The following is a 22,193-nucleotide window of genomic DNA, read 5'->3' on the forward strand; positions in this document are numbered from 1 at the left end:
CCCGGAAAAATGTCGCGATAACGGCGCCGGAATCACGGCTGTGTTAACCTTATATTTAAAGTTTTACGTATCGGGCGGAATGCATGTTTTCTTTACCCGGCTGTGTCATTACGATACGACAGGTCCATTTTCAGCCTCCTGCGCGGGACACGCTAGGCAGAATCAATAAGCAGAACCATAAGTCCCGCGGCAGCTTGTACAGGGTAGCGAAGGCATGGCGAAGAAACCAACGACGACAAGAACGCTCGACAGCGACGTAGCCAGGGAACTCGAAAAGGCACTTGATATCGATCTGAGCGGCGATGCCGGCGGCGACTTCGACATCGCGGCATCCATGGAAGATCTGGAAGCGCAAATATCGCAAGCCGCCGACGAACTGGCGCGCGAAGGTCGCAGCCAGAACGAAGCACCTGCCCCCGACCAAGCCCAGAACGCGGCACCTGCCGCCAATCAAAGCCAGAACGCAAATCCCGCGCCAAAAGCCAAGCCGGCCGAGTTGCGTCCTGTCGCAACGCGCAATGGCTCGCAGCCGGCCGCTTTCTCGCCGGCCAACGACGATCGTCAAAAAGACTATAAGACGCTCCTGCACACCCTCAATCGGCGCGCCTCGAACACGATCTATTGGGTCGTGGCTTTCGTTTCGCTGGCCTGGATCGCCGGCGCTGGTGGCCTTGCGAACCTGTTGTTCGGACCTGGCATCTGGAACATCCGCACCTTCGATCAGTTTTTCGCCCGTCCCGAGCTGATCGGCCTGGCGGTCGCGGCAATCGTGCCCGTCATCCTGTTCTGGGCATTCGCCGTGATGATTCGCCGCGCTCAGGAGATGCGCCTTGCCGCGCAGTCGATGACCGAGGTGGCCTTCCGTCTGGCCGAGCCGGAAAATCTTGCCCAGGATCGCGTCATGATGATCGGCCAAGCGGTTCGCCGCGAGGTGGCGGCCATGGGCGAAGGCATCGAACGCACGCTTGCGCGTGCCGTCGAGCTCGAAACGCTGGTTCACGGCGAGGTGAACCAGATCGAGCGCTCCTACTCCGAGAACGAGTCCCGCATCCGCTCGCTGGTCGACGGGCTGGGCAGCGAGCGCGAAGCGGTCGTCACCCATGCCGAGCGCGTGCGCGCCTCGATCACCGGCGCCCACGAGACGCTGAAGGACGAGATCAACGCCGCCAGCGATATCATTCGCGACAGCATTCTCAACGCCTCGACCAAGCTGTCGATGACGATCAACGAATCCGGCGACACGCTGATCGACAGGATCAACGGGAGCTCGATGTCGATCTTCGATTCGGTGGAAGGCCGGCTCGAATCGATCACCGACCGGCTGTCGACGTCGGGCGAGGCCTTCGCCAGCCTGCTCGACACCCGCATCGCCAAACTGACGGACACCACCGATGGCCTGACGCGGTCGCTGACCGACCTGCTCGACGACCGCACGACCGGCATGGTGTCGCTGCTCGGCGGTGCCGCGCGTACGCTCAATTCCGAATTCGAAGCCAGCCTTAACGGCATCGAGCGGACGCTTGCTGAACGTGGCCAGGCGCTTATCAGCGAGTTCCAGACCCGCGCCGAGGCGCTCGACACCGGTACGCAGAAGCTCAACGCCGCGCTGGAGGCTCGCGCACGCCAGATCAACGAGACGCTGGTCGAGCGCGCGCGCGAAATCGCCCACACCTTCCAGGATAGCAAGGAGACGCTGTCGGCGATGATCGATCAGGGCAAGACCCAGATCGGCGCCGACATGGCCGACATCATTTCGTCGACCTCGACCATGCTTGAAGCCCGCGCCGGCGATTTCGCCGGGCGCATGGAGGCGGCGCGCCATGTCGTATCGCGTTCCTTCGATACAGACATCCAGCGGCTTGCCGAGGCTCGCGCCGGCATCGAGGAAGCCGTCGAAAACCACAGCCACAAGCTTTCCGAAAGCCGCGACCGGATGGCGGCGGCAATGCAGGCCGATCTGGCGAAGTTCGCCGAGGGTCGCGCCGAAATCGACGCAGCGGTGGCCAACCAGGTGCAGAAGCTTGCCGAAGGCCGCAGCCTGATCTCGCGCGCCCTTGAGGAGGATCTGCGCAAGGTAAACGAATCACGCGCAGCGATCGACGCTTCGCTGGGCAGCCATCTCGAAAGCCTTGAAGAGGGTCGCAACAGGCTTGCCCAGGCCTTGAACGAAGACTCTGGAAAACTCGTGCAAGCTCGTACGATAATTGATGAAATGGTTGCCGGGCACGTCGGCAAGCTCGCCGAAGGCCGCAGCATCCTTTCGCGCGCGCTGGAGGCCGACCTCGGCAAGCTGGCAGAGAGTCGCGCCAGCATCGACGGCCTCGTCGCCGGTCAAGTCGAAAAGATCGCCGAGGGCCGCGCCATACTCGCCAGTGCGCTGGAAGCCGATATCGCCGGCATCAATGGCCTCATCGAGGCGCATTCGGCCAAATTGGCGCAAGACCGCAGCGGCCTTTCCCAGTCGCTCGATAACGACCTGTCCGACATCAGGAGCCTGATCGCCGATCATTCTGGCAGGCTCGCCGATGACCGCAGCCTGCTCTCGAAGACGCTTGAAGACGATCTTGCCAAGTTGGCGGAAAGCCGGTCGAGCATCGATGGGCTGGTTGCCGGCCAGGTCGAGAAGCTGGCCGAAGGCCGCGACATCCTCAAGCGCGCGCTTGAATCGGACCTTAACGCGATCAAGGGCGTCATCGCCAGCCAGTCCGAAAAGCTGGCGGAAGACCGTGGCCAGCTGTCACGGGCACTGGAGAGCGACCTGGAGACTGTGCGGGGCGTTGTCTCCGATCACATGAACAAGCTCACAGAGGACCGTTCGACCCTTTCGAAGGCGCTCGAAGACGATCTCGCCAAGTTGGCCGAAAGCCGCTCGAGCATCGATGTGATGGTTGCCGGACAGGTCGAAAAGCTGGCCGAGGGCCGCGACATCCTCAAGCGCGCGCTCGAAGCCGATCTGAGCACCGTCAAGGGCGTCATCGCCAGTCAATCCGAGAAGCTGGCGGAGGATCGCGGTCAGCTGTCGCGGGCGCTGGAGACCGATCTCGAGGCCGTGCGGGGCGTCGTCTCCGATCATATGAACAAGCTCGCCGAGGACCGTTCGGCCCTTTCGAAGGCGCTCGAGGACGATCTCGCCAGGCTGGCAGAGAGCCGGTCGAGCATCGACGGGCTGGTCTCCGGCCAGGTCGAGAAGCTGGCCGAGGGTCGCGACATCCTCAAGCGCGCGCTGGAAGACGATCTTGCCAAGCTGGCCGAAAGCCGCTCGAGCATCGACGGGCTGGTTTCCGGCCAGGTCGAGAAACTGGCCGAAGGCCGCGATATCCTCAAGCGCGCCTTGGAGGCCGATCTCAACACCATCAAGGATGTTATTGCGGGCCAGTCCGAGAAACTGGCGGAAGATCGCTCAACCTTGACCAAGGCGCTCGAAGACGACCTTGCCAAGCTGGCCGAAAGCCGCTCGAGCATCGACGGACTGGTTTCCGGCCAGGTCGAGAAACTGGCCGAAGGCCGCGATATCCTCAAGCGCGCCTTGGAGGCCGATCTCAACACGATCAGGGGCGCCATCGCCGACCAGTCGCAACTATTGACCGATAATCGCGCCCAGTTTTCGCGTGCGTTGGAAGCCGATCTCGGCAACGTCAACAGCCTGGTCGCAACCCACGCGGAGAAGCTCGTCCAGGACCGCTCGACCCTGTCCAAGGCGCTCGAGGACGATCTCGCCAAGCTGGCCGAAAGCCGCTCGAGCATCGATGGGCTGGTTGCCGGCCAGGTCGAGAAGCTGGCGGAAGGCCGCGACATCCTCAGGCGCGCGCTGGAAGCCGACCTGGAGAGGCTTGCAATGAGCCGCAGCGAGGTCGACGAGATCGTCGCCGGTCATGTCGGCAAGCTGAGCGAGGGCCGCGACATGCTGACCCGCGCATTGCAGGACGATCTCTCCAGGCTCGCCGAAACGCGCAAGGATGTCGACCGTTCGCTGTCCGGCCATATCGACCAGATCGCCGCCAGGAGCACCGACATCTCCGATGCAATCGCTGCCGACGTAGAAAAGATCGAGCAGGTGTTCAGCCGGCAGACAGGCGTCATCGAGGAGCGCGCCAGCACCATGGAGCGGGCGCTGTCGACGGGTGTCGACAACGTTCGCAGTGTGCTCGAAAGAAGCGCGGTCTTCGTCGCCGGGGCGCTGCGCGAGAAGGTCATGGAAGTCACCAGTGCGCTGCATGAGCAGGCGGGCGCGGCATTCAGCGATGCCGACCGCAAGATCGCCGAGCGCGCCGAGCAGACCTCGGCGGCCCTGCTCGCCAGGGCGGAGGACATCGCCCGCACCTTTGAAGAGGCGGATCGTCGCCTTGCCGCGCGCGCCGAGGATACGTCGAGCGCACTGATTGCCCGCGTCGACAACACGTCGAACACCTTGCTTGCGCGTGCCCAGGAGACGACCGATCAGCTGGCAGCCAGAGCAAGTGAGATTGCCGGCACCTTCGACGCGGCGGACCACAGGCTGGTCTCTCGCGCCATCGAAACGGCCCAGTCGCTGGCTGCACGTGCCGGCGACATCCTGCGCAATTTCGAAACAGCCGACGAGCGGCTGGGCGTGCGCATCGGCGAATCCGCCGAAGCTCTCGCGGCACGCGCGTCGGACCTCGGTCGCATTTTCGATGCCGCCGACCAGCAACTTATCTCGCGTATTGCCGAAGGGTCCGAAGCACTTTCGGCCCGCGCGTCCGAGATCGGCCGCATCTTCGAGGAGGCGGATCATCGCCTGGTGTCCCGTATCGCCGACAGCAGCACCGCCATCGGCGAACATGCCGACACCATTGTCGGCGCCTTCACCAGCACCGAGCAGCGGGTTGCCGAACGCGCCAGGCAGACTGGCCAGGAACTCGCCGTCCATGCCCGTGAAATCGAGCAGGTGCTTGCCGGTGCCGACGAACGCCTGGCATCGAGTGCTGCTGTTACAGCCGCCCGCGTCGAGGAGCAGGTCGCCAGCGTCGAGAACCGCCTCGCCTACTCCGCCGAGACAATGGGCCAAAGGCTCAACGAACAGGTTTCGAATGCCGAGGCGCAGCTGGTCTCGCGTGCCAACACGATCGCCGAAACCTTCACCGCGGTCGGCCAGCATATCGGCCAGAGCACCAACGACGCTGCAAAGACCATCGGTGCCAATACTCGCGAGCTCAGTACGATGCTTGCGGCACGTTCGGCCGAAATATCGAAAATCCTGGACGAGACGGCACGGCCTCTGGTCGAGCGCTTCGCCCAGGGCGGCTCCGAGCTGCAAAAGAGCATGGAAGAGGTCACCGAACGTGCGACCGAGAAGCTGCGCACTCAAAACGCTGCCCTCGTTGACGCCCTCGCCAGCCGTACGGCCGAAACCCTGTCGGCCGTCGAAGGTGCGCGCTCGACGCTTGCCGACAGCGTTGCCGACCTCATCGGCCGCATGACCACCTCCAGCTCGCAGCTCGGTCAGTTGATCGAGCAGGCGGCGACCAATCTCGGCCAGGTCGACGAACGCCTGACCGGCAGCACGCAAAGCTTCGCCGCGACCACGGAAAAGACCGCGCAGACCTTCGCCAGTTCGGCGCGCCTGGTCGATTCGAACACGACGCGGCTCACCGAGCTGTCGTCGTCGACCTTGCGCGAGGTTGCTTCAATCGCCACCAAGTTCGACGAGCACAGCCGGTTGCTTTCCAGTGCCTCGGACCTGTTGAGCTCGGCCCAGAGCAATCTAGAGCACACGCTCGAAAGGCAATCGTCGCTGGAGGACCTCGCCGTCGGCCTTGTCAAGAAGTCGGAAGATCTCGAAAGGGTCATGCGCTCGTTCGAGAATCTGGTCGGCCAGACACTGCAGAACGCCGAAGGCAAGACGCTGGAATCCGCCGACAAGATCCGTACCGCGATTTCCGAAGTGGTCGATTCGGCCACCAAGCGCTTTGCCGATGCGACCGAGGAGATGCGGCGTACCGCTGGCTCGATCAAGAGCGAGCTCGACCTCACCCGGGCTGAGCTCAAGAAAGGCGTCATCGAGATGCCGGAAGAGGCAAAGGAATCAACCACGGCTATCCGCCGTGCCGTTTCCGAGCAGATCAACGCGCTGAAGGAACTTTCTGAAATCGTTGCCAAATCTGGGCGCGGCACCGACAGTTCGGAACAGCGCAACCTGCGTCCGGCGCCGCAAGCGCCTGCCGCACGCGCCGCCGAACCGCCACGTCGTCCGGCTCCGGCTCTCGAACAGCGCCGTGCACCGCAGGCGCCTTCGGGCGAGACGGCGCTGCGCGGCACGCTCGACCTCGAACGTCCCGCAGACCAAGCGCCGCGCCAGCGCGATCCCAACGGCCGCACGCCGCAGGGCGGTTGGGTGCGTGACCTCCTGACCGGTGCATCGCGCGAAGACGACGCCAAGCCGGCAGCGCCTGCCGAAGCGCCGCGCCCGGCTCCCGCTGCGCGTTCGCCCCTTCATGTGGTGGAATCGCTGAACTCGCTCTCCGTCGATATCGCACGCGCCATCGATCACGATGCTTCGATCGAACTGTGGAACCGCTACCGGCGCGGCGAGCGCGACGTCTTCACGCGCCGTCTTTACACGCTGAAGGGCCAGCAGACGTTCGATGAGATCCGTCGCAAATATCAGTCGGAGGCGGAGTTCCGCGCCGCCGTCGATCGTTACTGCGACGATTTCGAAAAGCTGCTCAAGGACGTGTCGCGCAACGACCGCGACAACATCATGGCACAGACCTACCTGACCTCGGATACCGGCAAGGTCTACACCATGCTGGCCCACGCCAGCGGCCGCCTGCACTAAGCGGGCGACAGGAAAACTGAAAGGGCGTTCTGCCCTTTCAGTTTAGACCCGATACTGAAAAGATAGTTCCACTGCGCAAATCTCTTGATTTGGCCGGATGTTTGCGCCTAGGAGCAGAGGCTGGGATCTCGTGGCAATGCAGACAATTCGCGGTGATCTGCTTCAGCTTGCGCTCGACGGAACGTTCGATGTCATTGTGCATGGATGCAACTGCCAGTGCCAAATGGGCAAAGGAATTGCTCTTTCCATAAAGCAGCGTTTTCCCGAAGCATATGCTGCGGATTGCGCGACATTGAAGGGCGACCCAGCCAAGCTGGGAAGCATATCCGTTGCCGAAATCAAGCGAGGCAGCCGCATTTTCCACGTCGTCAACGGCTACACTCAGTTCCATTGGCAGGGCAAAGGCGTGAAGGCTGACTACCAGGCAATCCGAAAAGTCATGCAGGCAGTCAAAGGCAGATTCGCGGGCAAAAGAATCGGCTACCCGAAAATTGGTGCGGGGCTGGCTGGAGGTGATTGGGAAATCATAGGCTTAATCATCGATGACGAGCTTGCGGGCGAAGATCACACGCTCGTCGAATATGCTCCGTGAGTTGCTTCGGTCTTTGGCCGCTTCATAGCAGCTAGCCCGGTTTAGATCACAGTGTCGGTCCAGCGCACGATTTGCCCGGCCGCATCGCCGAACGCGGCATCGAGCGCGCCAACATAGGCCTGGTTGCCATTGCCCGAAACGGGCGCGATGGCGCTAAACGTCTTCGAAGCGCGCACTTCACCGTTGCGGTCGTTCAACAGGCGCACGAACAGCTCGACCTCGGCATGTTGGCCGCCATCGACACGCACCTCGAACGAGCGGATCTCGACGATCACCTGATAGTCGATCGCCAGCCCCTCGCCTGGCTTGCCGACACCGGTGAAGCTTCCCGAGCGCTGGAACGTCTCTGCCAGCCGCGCCTGTACAATCATCGGCAGCCGGTCGGCCCATTGCGCGCCCTTGAGATACTGGATCGATCGCGGCGATGGCTTGATGACGATGTTCTGGCTATCCAGCGCCTTGAGGGCCGATGGCTGGGCGATGAGTATCTGGCGACGGCTGTGGGCACGCGCTTCCAGCGACGGCGCCGAAAGCTCGAACGTATCCAGCGGCGCCGGTCCGCCGCCAGGCAAGGCCGCGCAGCTTGCTAGCGAAAGCGCCAGCAACACCGCCCCAACCTTAGACCCACCCGATGTGATGCTGCCTGAACTGATCGACTTCAAACGCGATCCCCCCCGGATCGTGGAAACAACGCGCATCTGCAAGCTATGTTCTTGCGGTGGTCGGGGATCGAAGTCAACGGCGCACCCTGCCGTCGAACTGCCGAACCTCGCCCTCGCCGCCGGACAAGATCCGTTGTGGGTTGCGGCTCAGATCGGTTACCGCCTCTTCGATGCGGGTGATCGAACGACGGCTGTCCTGGACCAGCGCTTCGACGTTTTGCAGCCCCTGTCCCGAGAATCGCGCCAGATTGTCGGTGATGGTACCGAGGCGGGCGTTCAGCGTGTCGGCGACCTGCTTGAATGATCTCAGCGTCGCTCTCGCGTCGGCCATGACGCCGTCGGCCTGGCCGGAGCCGAGCAGTTTGTCGACCTTGGCAAGGATACCGTCGACTCGCACCGAGGCATCGTTGAGGCGTCCTGCGAGCTGGTGCGCGTCTTTGATGGTTTCGTCGATGTCGTCGGCTCGGTTGGCGAACTTGTTGGTCACCTTGGCGATATCGGCGGCAGCCTCGTTGGCGTTTTCGCTGGCCTTCTGGATATTGGCCAGCGCGGTGCGAACCTCGGCCGGATCGATGCCGTCGAGCACGCCGTCGACCTTGGCCAGCGTGCCTTGCGTCTTCTGGGCGAAGTCGTTGATCGAGCCGACCGCCGTGTCGACGTTCTTGATGACCGTGTCGAACTGCTTGCTGGTTTCCTTGAGATTGGCGGTGACCGTGTCGACGTTGGCGACGATGCTCTTGATCTGGTCCTTGTCGACGGCGTTGAGTAGCCCTTCCGCCGCCTTCAGGGTGCCGTCGAGCTTGCCCGAAACACCCTTCAATTCGTCGGCCAGCGAGCTGACGCTGGCCAGGAACTTGTCGACGCCGTCCGAATTCCTGGCCAGTGCATCGGAGAAGGTCTGGACATTGGCGACGGTCTGCGTCAGCGGCCCGCGAACATCCTTGGTGAAGCCTTCGAGCTCCGAAAGGACCTTGTCGGCGCGGGTGAAGATGTTCTGCGCCGTCTGCAGCAGGTTGGTGACCGCCGACGGGTTGGCAACGATCTCGGCGACACGGCCTTGCTTTTCCGCCTCGTCGAGGAGCTTGGGCTCCTTGGGGTCGGCGCCCTTGAGTTCGATACTGGCCTGGCCGGCGAGGCTGACGATCCCGATATCGGCCTGCGTCGACTTGGTGATCGGCGTATTCCTGCCGATTTCAGCGTCGGCGATGGCCGCGGTCGGATTGTCAAGGTCGATATAGACACGCTTGACCTCACCAACCCTGACGCCGTTGAACAGCACGAAGCTGCCGCGGCCAAGACCGGAAGCCGAGCCTGGAATGCGCACACGCAGCATCGCCGTCTCACCCCTGTCACCGATCGCGGCCGTCCAATAGACGAACGCGAAGGCCGCCAGGATCGCGGCCAGCGTGAAAATGCCGACAATGACGTAGTTGGCCCTGGTTTCCATTGCTCACTTATGGCTATGCGCGCGTCGCAAGATCAAGTTGCCGGGCGCGTTTTCCGCGGAAATAGGATTTTACCCAGGGTTCCTCGCTCCTGAGCATGTCGTCAATCGTGCCCTCGACCAGCACTTTCTTGTTGCCAAGCACCGCCACGCGGTCGCACGCCGTAAACAGCGTGTCGAGATCGTGCGTGACCATATACACGGTCAAATCCATCGTATCGCGCAGCTTGACGACCAATTCGTCGAACTCAGCCGCGCTGATCGGATCTAGCCCGGACGTCGGCTCGTCGAGGAAAACGATATCCGGGTCGAGTGCCAGGGCGCGCGCCAGCGCAGCACGCTTGATCATCCCGCCGGAGAGCTCGGAGGGGAATTTCTGCGCCGCATCCGGCGGCAGTCCGACCAGCTCGACCTTGAGCATGGCAAGTTCGTCCATCAGCTTCTTCGGCAAATCGAGATATTCGCGCATCGGCACCTGGACGTTTTCGAGGACCGTCAGCGCCGAGAAAAGGGCGCCATGCTGGAACAGCACGCCAAGCCGCATGTCGATGCGAAGGCGCTCCCTTTCGGTTGCCTTCTCGACGTCGACGCCGAACAGTTTGATTGTTCCCGATTGCTTGCGCGTCAAGCCAAGAATGGTGCGCAAGAGAACAGATTTGCCCGCACCCGAGGCACCGACGAAGCCGAGAATCTCCCCGCGCCAGATATCGAGCGACAATTTGTCGAGAACGACTTGGTCGGCGAACGATACCGTGATGTCGTGCGCCGACAGCACGATCTCGTCTTCTTTGGCCTTCGCCGCCACCTTGGTCGTGTTTGTGCCCGGCAGCGCCATGTCAGAACTCGATCGCTGCATAGAACATGGCGAAAAGCCCGTCGAGGATAATGACCACGAAGATCGACTTCACCACTGAGGCGGTCACATGCTGGCCAAGTGATTCGGCGCTGCCGCCAACCTTCATGCCCTCGACCGAGGCAATTATGCCGATGATCATGGCCATGAACGGCGCCTTGATCAGGCCGGCAAAGATGGTGCTGAGGTCGATTGCGACACGTAGCCGGTCGATGAACGCTGCCGGAGCAATATCGGAGTAGAGCCATGCAGCCAGAATGCCGCCGCCGAGCGCGGCAAAGTTGGCGATGATCGTCAGGCAAGGCAGTGCGATCACCAGCGCGACCAACCGCGGAAACACCAGCACGCCGATGGGATTGAGGCCAATGACCTTCAGCGCATCGACCTCCTCGCGCATTTTCATCGAGCCGATCTCGGCGGTGATCGCGCTACCGGAGCGGCCGGCGATCATGATCGCCGTCATCAGCACGCCGAGCTCGCGCAGGATCAGCACGCCGACCAGGTCGACGACGAAGATGTCGGCGCCGAAATAGCTGAGCTGATAGGCGCCTTGCTGGGCAACGATTGCGCCAACGATAGCCGACATCAGCACCACCACTGGTATGGCGCCGACGCCCATGCGATCGATCTGGTTGAAGATCGCCGCCATATTGACGCCATGGCCGCGGCCAAGCTTCATCTGCGAGCCGCGTATCGTGGCGCCGAGGATGTTCATTGCGGCCAGGAAATCGTCGCGCATCTCATAAACACGCCGGCCAACCGCCTCGAGCCCACGAATGATGAAGTTGGGCGGCTTTGCCGGACCTGATTCGGGCTCGCGTCGAACCGCATCACCGACGGCGCCAAGCAGGATCGAGGCAATCTCGCTTTGCCCCTGCGTCGTGATCTCGACGCCCTTCTTTTCGAAGCTGCTGACCAGGCGGTCGATCAGCCAGGCCCCGGCAGTGTCCATCTTCTCGATTTGTGAAAGGTCTAGCGCCAGCGTCTTGAAGCCGCCGCGCTTCTCGATCTTGCGCATCTCGGCATCGACCAGCGCCACGGTACGTGTCGTCCAGGTTCCCGAGAAAGCGCAGCCGAGAACGTCGCCCTCCTCGCCGATCGCGATGCGCGGCTGGTGGTCGGGCTCCTTGGCAGGGCCGCTTGCGTCGCGTTTGCGGATGGTCAACATGGCGTCCTGTTTAGCCTGACGGGGCCGACCTGTCGATTTGCCAACATCCTCCTTGTTGCACAGCCGGAGCAGAAAAATATGGCGCGTGTCATTTCGGTCGAGGCCGAGCGCTTTCCCATCGCCGGGACATTCACCATTTCGCGCGGCTCGAAGACCGAAGCTGAGGTGATTTCCTGCGCCATTGCCGAAAACGGCCGTACAGGGCGCGGCGAATGCGTCCCTTACAAGCGCTATGGCGAGACCATGGAGGGTGTGCGCGGCGCGATCGAGGCGATGCGCAGTGAGATCGCGCACGGCATCAGCCGCATCGCCCTGCTCGGTGCCATGCCTGCCGGCGCGGCACGCAACGCCATCGACTGCGCGCTCTGGGACCTGGAAGCGAAGATCAGCGGAACACCGGTGGCGCATACGATACGAACCGTTCCGTTACGACCGCTTGAGACGGCGTACACATTGTCGCTCGCCGAGCCGGAGGCGATGGCGATGGCGGCGCAAGCCCGCGCCAACGCCCAGCGCCCGCTACTCAAGGTCAAGATCGGCGGCGACAACGACATCGCACGCATCCGTGCAGTGACGGCGGCGGCACCTGACAGCCGAATCATTCTCGACGCCAATGAGGGCTGGAATGACGACAATATCGTCGCAAACCTCGCCTTTGCCGCCGAGCATGGGATCGCCTTGATCGAACAGCCGCTGCGGGCGGGACATGACGGTATTCTTCGCCACATCGCGCATCCGGTGCCGATCTGCGCCGACGAAAGCGTGCACGAGGCGAAGGATCTTGAAGCGCTTGTCGGCCTCTACGACACCATCAACATCAAGCTCGACAAATCGGGTGGCCTGACCGCGGCACTCGTGCTTCGCGACCGCGCCCGCGAACTGGGTCTTGGCGTCATGGTCGGCTGCATGGTCGGCACATCGCTTGCGATGGCGCCGGCCGTGCTGTTGGCGCAGGATGCCGATTTCGTCGATCTCGACGGTCCGTTGCTGCTGGCCCGCGACCGCGTTCCCGGTCTCGTCTACCAAGGTTCGCTGGTGTCACCGCCCGAGCCGGCGCTGTGGGGCTGAACGCGCCGCAAGCCCGATCAGCGCTAGGCCCGTCAGGGCGATGGGGATCATCGCAAAGAAGCCATTCGCGCCGAACCGGTCGTAAAGAGGACCTGAAATCAGCGTCGCCACCGCCATGAAGAAGCCGTTGGAAAAATAGGCGATGCCTTGCGCCGCCCCGGTGCGTTCTTCCGCAACCGTCTCACCGATCATCTTTTGTAGGCCGATCAGCACCAGCGCCACCGAAACCGCGTGCAGCGTCTGGATCGCGAAAAACCCGCCAACGCCAAGCCCAAGCGGCCAGATCAAGGGGAAGGCGATCCAGCGCACGATCGCGCCTATCCCGGCAATCAGCATGATCGAGACGACCGAGAAAGAGGCAAAAGCCCGGGTGAAGACGACGAACATGCATATCTCGGCGACAACGCCCCATCCCCACAGAAGCCCGACAACCGAATCGCTGATGCCGATCGACTTCCAGTAGATCGACACGAAGCCGTAGAGAAATGCGTGGCTGGCGGTGATGACGCCGACGCCCGTCGAAAAAAAGAGGAAATGAGGGTTCAGGAGTTTCGGTGCCGATTGCTGGATATCGGCGGCCGAAAGCGGCGAGGCGCGGCGCGGACGGCCGAGGCGCGGCGCAATCAGTCCGGCGACTAGCGCGGCACACAGCGCCGCGAAGATGATCACCGGAACAGCCTCGGCACCGCTTGCCGAGAGGATGAAACCGCCGGCGAGATTGGCGCAGAGATAAGAGATCGAGCCCCATTTGCGCATGCCGGCGTAGTTCGAGCCGAAGCGGCGAACACCTGAAAGGGCGAGCGAATCGGCAATCGGCGAATGCGGCGTCCAGACGACCGTCAGCGTCAACGATACGGCAAGTACCATTGCGTAGGTCGGCTGCAGGAAGTAACCGGCGGACAGGATCAGCGATGCGGCGACCAGCGCGACATAGACATTGGCGCGGTCGCTCGCTTTGTCTGCCAGCGCGGTAAGAAAAGGCGTCGTCGCCACGCGCAGGAACATCGGCGCGGCGAGGATCACGGCTATCTGCTCGGCGTGGAACCCCTTCGCCTGCAGCCACAGCGGAAAATACGGCACATGCGTTCCGAGCGGAACGAAGAGCGTGAAGAAGATCAAGCTCATGCGCAGTTCGAAATGGCGTGGCTTGACGAGCTGTTCGGGCGAGAGCGGCGGCAGGGAGGACATTAACAGGCGATCCGTCGGCACGGCATTCAGCCGGGTCGGCCCGCCACACCTGCCGCTGCTTAACACGGCGAAAAAGTCGATGAAACCGCTGGACTAACCGATTAAAGCGAGATGAGGCCGGATTTGGTCAAGCCGCCTGGACTGCCCTGCCCTTGATGTCGATCGGCACGAGCACCTCGCTGCCGACCGGAGTCTCCGGCAGGACATGCGCCCAGTGCAGGATCTCCATCCGGCCGTCAAAATGCTCGACCACCGCCGTGCAGCTCTCTACCCAATCGCCGGTGTTGATGTATTGCACGTCCTCATAGCTTTCGATCGCGGCATGGTGGATGTGCCCGCAGATCACGCCGTCGACATGCGAGCGGCGCGCCTCCTCGGTCAGCACGGTCTGGAACGAGCCGATGAAGTTCACCGCCTTCTTGACCTTGACCTTGGCCCAGGACGAGAACGACCAGTAAGGCAGGCCAAGCACTTGGCGCAGGCGCGTGATGACGCGGTTGAGCAGCATGGCCGCGTCATAGGCGTAGTCGCCGAGATAGGCCAGCCAGCGCGCATTATGGACGACGGTGTCGAACTGGTCGCCATGGATGACAAGAAGGCGTTTGCCGTCGGCGGTCTCGTGGATGGCGCGATCGGCAACGACAATGCCGCCGAAATGCACGCCCTGGAACTGGCGCGCGAACTCGTCATGGTTGCCGGCGATGTAGGTGATGCTGGCGCCCTTGCGCGCCTTGCGCAGCAATTTCTGGACCACGTCGTTGTGGCTCTGCGGCCAATGCCAGCTCCGTCTCAAGCGCCAGCCGTCGACGATGTCGCCGACGAGATAGATGATATCGGCATCGTGATGGCGCAGAAAATCGATCAGGAACTCGGCCTTCGCCGCCTTCGATCCGAGATGGACGTCGGAGATGAACATGCTGCGGAAAGTGCGAGGCTCTGCGCCGGACATCATTTGTCACCGTTGCTTTCGCCTGAGGCTATGCCCCGATTCATGCAACAACCGTATGACGGTTGCGATTGGTCCAGCCATACGGGTAGGTTGCCGCGGCAATCAGAGGAGAAAATCACCATGGACCTCGGCATTCGCGGCAAGACGGCCATAGTCTGCGCCTCGAGCAAGGGGCTGGGACGCGGCTGCGCCATGGCACTGGCGGAGGCAGGCTGCGATCTGGTCGTCAACGGCCGCAACGCCGACGTGCTGGCCAAAACCGCCGCTGAACTGCGCGAGAAATTCGGCGTCAAGGTGACCGAGATCGTCGGCGACATATCCAAGCCCGATGTCCAGAAGGCGCTGCTTGCCGCCTGCCCCGATCCCGACATCCTCGTCAACAACAATGGCGGTCCGCCGTTTCGCGATTTCCGTGCGCTCGATCGGGCAAAGATCCTCGAAGGCGTCACCCAGAACATGGTGACCCCTGTCGAGCTGGTTCAGGCCGTGATCGACGGCATGGCGGCGCGCGGCTTCGGCCGCATCGTCAACATCACCTCGCTGTCGGTCTACGTGCCGATCCCCGGCCTCGACCTGTCGTCCGGCGCCCGCGCCGGCCTCACTTCGTTCCTCGCCGGCGTCGCGCGCACGGTGATCGACCGCAATGTGACGATCAACAACATGCTGCCGGGCAAGCTCGACACCGACCGGCTGCGCGGCCCGCACGAGGCCGGCACGCCCGAAGATCCGGCCGCCGCTGCCGCACGCAAGGCGCAAGCAGCAGCCAATGTTCCGGCCAAGCGGCTCGGCACGCCGGAGGAATTCGGCCAGATCTGCGCCTTCCTGTGCTCGGTTCACGCCGGCTACCTGACCGGACAGAACATACCGGTCGACGGCGGCCTCTACGTCAGCGCGTTCTAGCGGCAAAATCTACCGCTTAGTATCCGCTGGGAATGGCGGAAAACGGGCGCCCTCAGGCCAGCCGAGGTAAGGCAACATTATGCTCAAAACGCCAGTTCACAAGGACTAGGGTTAGTCCGCATGTTATGTCCTGCCTCGCACATGGAAATGAGACCGGCGAATGGCGTCTATTTATCGCTTTGTTACGCAAAAACTGCTGTCGCACAGGGTTCGAGACACGGCCGACGGCAACCTTGCAATTACCGACAGGAGATTGTTCCTTGACTTCGTTCGTCTAGAACGAGCGGTTAGGCTAGAGGATTTCGCCACAGTCCAGTCTGCGGTGGTGGCGATTGAAAATCGTTGCTTATCAATGGGTAAACGCCATATCGCGGTGTTTGCGTACATGTATCTCAGGTTTTCGGATGCGGCCCCAAAGTTTACGCACCTGGACATCGAGCTTGAGGAAGAAGGAGGCATCCGCCGAACAGTCGACTACCGGCGTAGGGTGTCGTCGACAGAGCGACTTGTCGGCGAGTGGGCTGCCGCTTGGTACGACCGCTATTCCAAGAGTTTCTTTCGTGCACTTTATAGGAGCAACAGCCCCACAGCGAACTACCGAAAGAATACCTAATCGTCCGCAAACCACCTGAAGCAGACATTCGGCTCGCAGCTCGCTCCAGCAACGCGCCTATCGTCCCAACATTTCAATGGCAGACCGTACAGGCCGGCGGGTGGTGCAAGCCGTAAGCTCGCGCTTGCGACATATCACCTCTCGAAAAGCCTCGGCTGCATGCTAAGAGACTCAAAACACCAAACGGACTGAACTGAGGAGGCGGCCGTCATGACAGGCGAAAGCAAGAAGGCGGCCCGATCCGACCTCGACGAAGCAGCGCTCTATTTCCATAAGCACCCCCGTCCCGGAAAGCTTGAAATCCAGGCGACGAAGCCGCTCGGCAATCAGCGCGACCTGGCGCTTGCCTATTCGCCGGGGGTCGCCGCCCCCTGCCTTGAAATCCGCGACGACCCGGCAACCGCCGCCGATTATACAGCCCGCGCCAATCTTGTCGGCGTCGTCACCAACGGTTCGGCGGTGCTGGGCCTCGGCAATATCGGTCCGCTCGCCTCCAAGCCGGTGATGGAAGGCAAGGCGGTGCTGTTCAAGAAGTTCGCCGGCATCGATGTCTTCGACATCGAGATCGATGCACCCGGCATCGAGCGCATGGTCGAGACGATCTCGGCGCTGGAACCGACCTTCGGCGGCATCAACCTGGAAGACATCAAGGCGCCCGAATGCTTCGAAGTCGAGGAGCAGTTGAAAGCCCGCATGGGCATACCGGTCTTCCATGACGACCAGCACGGCACCGCCATCATCGTCGCCGCCGCTGTGCTCAATGGGCTGGAATTCGCCGGCAAGTCCATCTCCGACATCAAGATCGTCACGTCAGGCGCCGGCGCTGCGGCGCTTGCTTGCCTCAACCTTCTGGTCTCGCTCGGCGCGCGGGTCGAAAACATCTGGGTCACCGACCGGTTCGGGGTCGCCCATAAGGGCCGCGTCGAGGAGATGGACCGCTGGAAAGACCCCTATGTGAAGGACACGGAAGCGCGTACGCTGGCCGACGTTCTGCCCAGCGCCGACGTGTTTCTCGGCCTGTCTGCCGCCGGCGTACTGAAACCGGAACTGCTCCACCACATGTCGCCCAAGCCACTGATCCTGGCGCTGGCCAACCCCAATCCCGAGATCATGCCGGAAGCGGCACGGGCAGCACGGCCCGACGCGATGATCTGCACGGGCCGCTCCGATTTCCCCAATCAAGTCAATAACGTACTCTGTTTTCCTTACATCTTCCGTGGCGCGCTGGATTGCGGCGCAAGCGCCATCAACGAAGAGATGAAAATGGCCGCCGTGCGAGCGATTGCAGCGCTTGCCCGCGAAGAGCCATCCGACGTCGCCGCCCGTGCCTATTCCGGCGAGACGCCGATCTTCGGTCCGGAGTTCCTGATCCCCTCGCCTTTCGATCCGCGGCTGATCCTGCGCATTGCCCCTGCCGTCGCCAAGGCAGCCTGTGAGAGCGGCGTCGCGACCCGGCCGATCACCGATTTCGCCGCCTATATCGACAAGCTGAACCGCTTCGTCTTCCGCTCCGGCCTGGTCATGAAGCCGGTGTTTTCGATGGCCAAGACGTCGAGCGCCAAGCGCGTCATCTACGCCGACGGCGAGGACGAGCGCGTGCTTCGCGCCGCGCAAGTCGTGCTCGAGGAAGGCATTGCCGAACCGATCCTGATCGGCCGCCCGCATGTCATCGAGGTGCGGCTGAAGCGCTACGGGCTGCGCATCAAGCCGGGCGTCGATTTCGGCTTGATCAACCCGGAAGACGATCCGCGTTACCGCCACTATGTCGACCTTTTGATCGAGCTTGCCGGCCGGCGTGGGGTGACGACGGAAGCGGCGCGCACCATGGTGCGCACCGACAATACGGTGATCGCCGCCCTTGCCCTGAAGCGCGGCGACGCCGACGCCATGGTCTGCGGCCTCGAAGGCCGTTTCGAGCGCCATTTGCGCAACGTGACGCTGATCATCGGGCCGCGCGCCGGCATTAGGGATCGCGACCTGTCGACACTTTCCATGCTGATTTCGCAGCGCGGCATCATTTTCCTCACCGACACCCATGTCTCCGTCGATCCGACCGCCGAGGAGATTGCTGAGATGACCGTTTTGGCGGCCGAGGAAATTCAGCGTTTCGGCATCGAGCCCAAGGCAGCGCTGCTGTCGCATTCGGATTTCGGCTCCCGCGATTCGCCAAGCGCCATGAAGATGCGGCAGGCGGCGGCGATCTTGGCGCGGATCGCGCCCGACCTGCAATGCGACGGCGAGATGCATGCCGACTCGGCGCTATCGGAGCAGCTGCGCCAGCGCGTCTATCCGCATTCTCGGCTGAAGGGCGAAGCCAATCTGCTGGTGTTCCCCAATCTCGATTCGGCGAACATCACGCTGACCGCGCTGCGCACGATGATGGACGCGCTGCATGTCGGCCCGATCCTGCTCGGCACCGACAGCCCGGCGCACATATTGACGCCGTCGGTCACCTCGCGCGGCGTCGTCAATATGACGGCACTGGCCGTGGTCGAAGCCGCGCACAAGGCGCAAGCCATTGTCGATCTGGGGTAGCCGCTGGCTTTCTCAGATTGGCCTGAACCGGAAATGCCCTGTCTGCCTGAAGGCAAACAAAGTGTCCTCTTCCCTGGCGCCGCCGCCGATATTGTGAATGACCAGCCTTCTTGTCGGCACCAAACTGGAGCGATTGGACGACACGATGGCAATATGCGACAGATTGCCGGGCAGCATCTGGGCGACGAGATCCCCAGGCCGATAGTCGGCGGGGTCTTGGCTGACGGGCACGGCGGCACCTCGCCGCTCGAAATAGACCGCAAGATTGGGCACACGGCGGTGGTCGATGTTGCGGTCCGGCGCATTCAGGCCCCAAGCCTTCGGATAGGCGGCAAAATTGGCCTGCATATCCTCATGCACCAATTCTTGCAGATCGAGATCGAAGGCGCGGCGATAGGCGCGGATCACGACATCAGTGCACACACCTCGCTCGGGCTCAACGTCCCCGCCCGGATAGGCCAGCCGTGTATAGGTCGGATCGTAGAGCGTGGTGACGCCGATCTGCTCACGGGCGGCTTCGACCAATTTGGTGCCCCAATCCGGCGTGATGGGCTTTTCCCGCGCCATGGCAACCGGCATCGCCAGGCACAAAAGACCAAATTGCAGTGCGGCTCGACGGGTAATCGCGGTCATGCCAAGCCTCCGGGCATTGCTGGATCCAGGCATTCTTCTGGGCGAATACGCCTTTTTCGTGCAACGCCAGGATGTCGCGGTCCTGACAATGTCCGAGTATGCCGTGCGGCGTGGTCGACATGACGCGCTGGTCGTGGTCGAAGCCGCGCACAAGGCGCAAGCCATCGCCGATTTGGGCTGAAGCCGGAATCAGCGGTATGCTAAACAAACGCTTAACCGCAAGCGCGGTAGCTTTCAGAACGGCAGACAGGCGGAGTTCCGGAGGGATGACGGGCGCACGTTGGAAGCTGACGCGGGCCGCCGCGCTGCTCGGTGCCCTGCTACTGTGCGACATTGCCGTCACTCAGGCGCAGGCCGCTTCCCGCCTCTGCCGCCAGCTTGAAGCCGATCTTGCCGCCGCTGCTCGCGGTGGCGGCGGCAAGCCGGCCTTGCTCAGGAAATATGACGACGCGATCGCCCGGCAGCGCCAGCAGATTTCAAAGGCCGTCAGCCAATCCAGCAGCGCCGGCTGCGGCTTTTCGCTATCTCGCCGCAACGCCAACGTATGCGCAGCACTCGACGCCACCATCGATCGCATGGCTGCCAATCTCGACGCCTTGCAGGCCAAGCGCGCTGAGCTTGACAGCGGTGGTTCGCGACGCGATCGCGCGCGCATATTGGCCTCGCTCGACGCCAATGGCTGCCGCGATGATGCGGCGCCGCCGACGCTCGCACCGGTTCGCGAAGCCAGCGGTGAAAACGGCAACGGAAACCTGCTCGACCAGCTTTTGGGCAGTGAACCCGGTGCGCCCGACCAGCCTGACGAGCCCGACCAGGCTGAAGAACTAAGTCAGCCGCGCAACATCCGCAGCATGCTCAACAACGCCGACGAGTTGGGCCAGCCCCGAGGCGAATTCCGCACTATGTGTGTGCGGACCTGCGACGGCTATTTCTTCCCGATGTCGAATGCTGCCTCGCTGGGCGATTTCGAGCGCGACCAGAAGAATTGTGAATCGAGCTGCCCCGGCACCGAGATGCAGGTTTTCTACACGCGCAGCATGAACGGCGATTCGGCGTCCATGACGTCTTCGGTGACCGGCAGGCCTTATATCGAACTGCCGACGGCCTACCTCTACAAGCAGTCCGATATACCGCTGCCGCCGACCTGCGGCTGCAATGCCGGGCAGAATTTCGAGATCATCGCCGGCAACCCGCCAACCCCGGAACAATCTGAGGCGAACGTGGCAACCACCCCGTTCATTCCGCTACCGGTTGCCAGGCCTGATCCCGGTGCCGACCCGGAGACCTTGGCCAATGCGCAAGGCGGCCTCGACCGTGAGGCGATCAAACGGCTTGCTGTCAAACCTGTGCCCTCGCCGACATCGCTGCCGCCGCCTGAGCAGCGCAAGGTCAGGGTCGTCGGGCCAACGTTCCTTCCCGACCCAGCAGCGGCAACAGATCTGCAAGCTCCGGACCCGAAGGCTGTCCCGTAAGCGCCAGCCTGAGCGGCATGAATAGCGCCTTGCCCTTGCGGCCGCTCGCCGCTCGGATCTTGCCGGTCCAGTCCTTCCAGACCGTGCCGTTCCAAGGCTCCTCCGGCAGCAGTTCGAACGCCTGGCGAAGAAAGTCGCGGTCATCGTCGGAAAACTCCGCCGGCTCCTCGGGACCGTCTCGAAGCGTACGCCACCAGATCGCCGCATCGGCCAGCCTGTCGAGATTGCCGCGCACCGCCACCCAGAAAGGCTCGGCCTGTTCGCCAGAGATGCCGAGCACGATCAGCCGGTCGCGCGCCTCGGAAAACGGCATGTGGTGCAGCAGCGTGCGGTTGAGCACGAAGAGCTCGTCCGGATCGAATTTGGCGGCGGATTTCGATGTTGCCGCCGGATCGAAGCGCTCGGCAAGTTCAGCCATCGTCGGCACCGCCACGACGTTTTCCGAGGTACCGACGAGCACCGCCAGCGAAGCGACCGCCATTGGCTCTATGCCGCTCTCACGCAGGCTCTGTATGGACAGCGCGCCGGTGCGCTTGGAGAGCCCCTCGCCTGATGCCGTTGTCAGAAGATTGTGGTGGCCGAACACCGGCGGCTCGGCGCTGAGCGCCCGGAACAGGGCTATCTGGACGCCGGTATTGGTGACGTGGTCGTCGCCACGAATGACATGGCTGACGCCCATGTCGATGTCGTCGACAACCGAAGGCAATGTATAGAGGTAGGTGCCGTCCTCGCGCCGCAGAACCGGGTCTGAAAGCGAGGCGAGGTCGACGGTCTCCTCGCCGCGCACCAGGTCGTTCCAGTGGATTTCGGTGCGCTCCGGCTGCAGCGGATCGCTGCTGAAGTTGGGTAGCAGAAAGCGCCAGTGCGGCCGCCGGCCATCGGCCTCATATTCCGCGACCTGCCCAGGCGTCAGCGTCAGCGCCTCGCGGCCATAGACTGGCGGCAGGCCACGCGTGCGGCGCACCTTGCGCCTCAGGTCGAGCTCTTCAGGCGTCTCATAGCACGCATAGACGAGGCGGGCCCCCTTCAGCCTTTCCAGTGCGGCATCATAGATTTCGACCCGCCGCGACTGATACTCCGTGGCATCGGGGAAGATGCCCAGCCAATGCAGGTCGTAAAGGATGGCGTCGGAAAATTCCTGCGTCGAACGGGTAACGTCGGTGTCGTCGAAGCGCTGGATGAAGCGACCCTTGTTCTTGATGGCGAACAGCCAGTTGAACAAAGCGGTGCGCGCATTGCCGATGTGAATGCGGCCGGTCGGTGACGGGGCGAAACGGACGGTAACTGTCATGAGCGGGGCGTACCGGATGGTTTTGCTGT

At 62.7% G+C, this 22,193-nt stretch carries 16 protein-coding genes; 8 read left to right on the top strand and 8 right to left on the bottom strand.

Annotated features, from left to right (window positions below; translation table 11 throughout):
• Positions 1 to 214: 214 nt before the first annotated feature.
• Positions 215 to 6,796: an apolipoprotein A-IV repeat region-like domain-containing protein gene (locus NKH70_RS13600; RefSeq protein ID WP_353025415.1), complete on the top strand. Its 6,582-nt coding sequence runs from the start codon at positions 215 to 217 to the stop codon at positions 6,794 to 6,796.
• A 136-nt stretch (positions 6,797 to 6,932) separates the two neighbouring features.
• The gene (locus NKH70_RS13605) at positions 6,933 to 7,388 is read left to right on the top strand and encodes a macro domain-containing protein (RefSeq protein ID WP_353025416.1); all 456 of its coding nucleotides are present in this window, start codon (positions 6,933 to 6,935) and stop codon (positions 7,386 to 7,388) included.
• A 41-nt stretch (positions 7,389 to 7,429) separates the two neighbouring features.
• Here NKH70_RS13605 and NKH70_RS13610 read toward each other — a convergent pair whose 3' ends face one another.
• Genes NKH70_RS13610 through NKH70_RS13625 form a run of 4 tightly spaced genes read right to left on the bottom strand, consistent with a single transcriptional unit; the run spans position 7,430 to position 11,515 of the window.
• Positions 7,430 to 8,086, bottom strand: coding sequence for an ABC-type transport auxiliary lipoprotein family protein (locus NKH70_RS13610; protein ID WP_352666609.1), 657 nt, complete (start codon positions 8,084 to 8,086; stop codon positions 7,430 to 7,432).
• A gap of 37 nt (positions 8,087 to 8,123) precedes the next feature.
• Complete coding sequence (locus tag NKH70_RS13615; protein WP_353025418.1) at positions 8,124 to 9,497, bottom strand: MlaD family protein; 1,374 nt, start codon at positions 9,495 to 9,497, stop codon at positions 8,124 to 8,126.
• A gap of 13 nt (positions 9,498 to 9,510) precedes the next feature.
• Positions 9,511 to 10,329, bottom strand: a complete 819-nt coding sequence (locus tag NKH70_RS13620) for an ABC transporter ATP-binding protein (RefSeq protein ID WP_353025419.1) — start codon at positions 10,327 to 10,329, stop codon at positions 9,511 to 9,513.
• Position 10,330: 1 nt separating this feature from the next.
• Complete coding sequence (locus NKH70_RS13625; protein ID WP_353025421.1) at positions 10,331 to 11,515, bottom strand: ABC transporter permease; 1,185 nt, start codon at positions 11,513 to 11,515, stop codon at positions 10,331 to 10,333.
• 78 nt (positions 11,516 to 11,593) lie between these two features.
• Here NKH70_RS13625 and dgcA point away from each other — a divergent pair, with 78 nt between their 5' ends.
• On the top strand, positions 11,594 to 12,583 hold the full coding sequence (gene dgcA, locus NKH70_RS13630; RefSeq protein WP_353025422.1) for an N-acetyl-D-Glu racemase DgcA: 990 nt from the start codon (positions 11,594 to 11,596) through the stop codon (positions 12,581 to 12,583).
• Here the strand turns inward: dgcA and NKH70_RS13635 are convergent.
• Positions 12,554 to 13,771: an MFS transporter gene (locus NKH70_RS13635; RefSeq protein WP_353025424.1), complete on the bottom strand. Its 1,218-nt coding sequence runs from the start codon at positions 13,769 to 13,771 to the stop codon at positions 12,554 to 12,556. The genes dgcA and NKH70_RS13635 overlap by 30 nt on opposite strands.
• A 127-nt stretch (positions 13,772 to 13,898) precedes the next feature.
• Positions 13,899 to 14,720 carry a UDP-2,3-diacylglucosamine diphosphatase gene (locus tag NKH70_RS13640; protein WP_352720983.1) on the bottom strand — a complete coding sequence of 274 codons (822 nt, stop codon included), beginning with the start codon at positions 14,718 to 14,720 and terminating at the stop codon, positions 13,899 to 13,901.
• 120 nt (positions 14,721 to 14,840) lie between these two features.
• Between NKH70_RS13640 and NKH70_RS13645 the strand changes: the two genes are divergently transcribed.
• The 3 genes from NKH70_RS13645 (at position 14,841) to NKH70_RS13655 (ending at position 18,768) form a co-directional block, all read left to right on the top strand.
• Positions 14,841 to 15,620 carry an SDR family oxidoreductase gene (locus NKH70_RS13645; protein ID WP_352720981.1) on the top strand — a complete coding sequence of 260 codons (780 nt, stop codon included), beginning with the start codon at positions 14,841 to 14,843 and terminating at the stop codon, positions 15,618 to 15,620.
• Positions 15,621 to 15,780: 160 nt separating this feature from the next.
• Positions 15,781 to 16,233, top strand: a complete 453-nt coding sequence (locus NKH70_RS13650; RefSeq protein WP_352914193.1) for a hypothetical protein — start codon at positions 15,781 to 15,783, stop codon at positions 16,231 to 16,233.
• Positions 16,234 to 16,443: 210 nt separating this feature from the next.
• Positions 16,444 to 18,768 carry an NADP-dependent malic enzyme gene (locus NKH70_RS13655; RefSeq protein ID WP_353025426.1) on the top strand — a complete coding sequence of 775 codons (2,325 nt, stop codon included), beginning with the start codon at positions 16,444 to 16,446 and terminating at the stop codon, positions 18,766 to 18,768.
• A 12-nt stretch (positions 18,769 to 18,780) separates the two neighbouring features.
• Here the strand turns inward: NKH70_RS13655 and NKH70_RS13660 are convergent, their stop codons facing one another.
• Complete coding sequence (locus NKH70_RS13660; RefSeq protein WP_353025427.1) at positions 18,781 to 19,401, bottom strand: DUF1287 domain-containing protein; 621 nt, start codon at positions 19,399 to 19,401, stop codon at positions 18,781 to 18,783.
• Between NKH70_RS13660 and NKH70_RS13665 the strand changes: the two genes are divergently transcribed.
• Together NKH70_RS13665 and NKH70_RS13670 are read left to right on the top strand one after the other, a co-directional pair.
• Positions 19,400 to 19,582, top strand: coding sequence for a hypothetical protein (locus NKH70_RS13665; RefSeq protein ID WP_353025428.1), 183 nt, complete (start codon positions 19,400 to 19,402; stop codon positions 19,580 to 19,582). The two genes, NKH70_RS13660 and NKH70_RS13665, sit on opposite strands and share 2 nt — an antisense overlap.
• A gap of 85 nt (positions 19,583 to 19,667) precedes the next feature.
• Complete coding sequence (locus tag NKH70_RS13670; RefSeq protein ID WP_353025429.1) at positions 19,668 to 20,873, top strand: DUF2865 domain-containing protein; 1,206 nt, start codon at positions 19,668 to 19,670, stop codon at positions 20,871 to 20,873.
• Here NKH70_RS13670 and NKH70_RS13675 read toward each other — a convergent pair.
• Entirely contained in the window at positions 20,791 to 22,164 is a 1,374-nt protein-coding gene (locus NKH70_RS13675; RefSeq protein WP_353025430.1) for a glutamate--tRNA ligase, read from the bottom strand. The two genes, NKH70_RS13670 and NKH70_RS13675, sit on opposite strands and share 83 nt — an antisense overlap.
• Positions 22,165 to 22,193 lie beyond the last annotated feature (29 nt).

Source organism: Mesorhizobium sp. M0991 (assembly GCF_040318915.1).
Taxonomy (GTDB): Bacteria; Pseudomonadota; Alphaproteobacteria; order Rhizobiales; family Rhizobiaceae; genus Mesorhizobium.

Bases quoted from the DNA above. Each gene is read 5' to 3' on its own strand.
- NKH70_RS13600 (WP_353025415.1), top strand. From the start codon at position 215: ATGGCGAAGAAACCAACGACGACAAGAACGCTCGACAGCGACGTAGCC.
- NKH70_RS13605 (WP_353025416.1), top strand. From the start codon at position 6,933: ATGCAGACAATTCGCGGTGATCTGCTTCAGCTTGCGCTCGACGGAACG.
- NKH70_RS13610 (WP_352666609.1), bottom strand. From the start codon at position 8,086: ATGCGCGTTGTTTCCACGATCCGGGGGGGATCGCGTTTGAAGTCGATC.
- NKH70_RS13615 (WP_353025418.1), bottom strand. From the start codon at position 9,497: ATGGAAACCAGGGCCAACTACGTCATTGTCGGCATTTTCACGCTGGCC.
- NKH70_RS13620 (WP_353025419.1), bottom strand. From the start codon at position 10,329: ATGGCGCTGCCGGGCACAAACACGACCAAGGTGGCGGCGAAGGCCAAA.
- NKH70_RS13625 (WP_353025421.1), bottom strand. From the start codon at position 11,515: ATGTTGACCATCCGCAAACGCGACGCAAGCGGCCCTGCCAAGGAGCCC.
- dgcA (WP_353025422.1), top strand. From the start codon at position 11,594: ATGGCGCGTGTCATTTCGGTCGAGGCCGAGCGCTTTCCCATCGCCGGG.
- NKH70_RS13635 (WP_353025424.1), bottom strand. From the start codon at position 13,771: ATGTCCTCCCTGCCGCCGCTCTCGCCCGAACAGCTCGTCAAGCCACGC.
- NKH70_RS13640 (WP_352720983.1), bottom strand. From the start codon at position 14,720: ATGTCCGGCGCAGAGCCTCGCACTTTCCGCAGCATGTTCATCTCCGAC.
- NKH70_RS13645 (WP_352720981.1), top strand. From the start codon at position 14,841: ATGGACCTCGGCATTCGCGGCAAGACGGCCATAGTCTGCGCCTCGAGC.
- NKH70_RS13650 (WP_352914193.1), top strand. From the start codon at position 15,781: ATGGCGTCTATTTATCGCTTTGTTACGCAAAAACTGCTGTCGCACAGG.
- NKH70_RS13655 (WP_353025426.1), top strand. From the start codon at position 16,444: ATGACAGGCGAAAGCAAGAAGGCGGCCCGATCCGACCTCGACGAAGCA.
- NKH70_RS13665 (WP_353025428.1), top strand. From the start codon at position 19,400: ATGCCAAGCCTCCGGGCATTGCTGGATCCAGGCATTCTTCTGGGCGAA.
- NKH70_RS13660 (WP_353025427.1), bottom strand. From the start codon at position 19,401: ATGACCGCGATTACCCGTCGAGCCGCACTGCAATTTGGTCTTTTGTGC.
- NKH70_RS13670 (WP_353025429.1), top strand. From the start codon at position 19,668: ATGACGGGCGCACGTTGGAAGCTGACGCGGGCCGCCGCGCTGCTCGGT.
- NKH70_RS13675 (WP_353025430.1), bottom strand. From the start codon at position 22,164: ATGACAGTTACCGTCCGTTTCGCCCCGTCACCGACCGGCCGCATTCAC.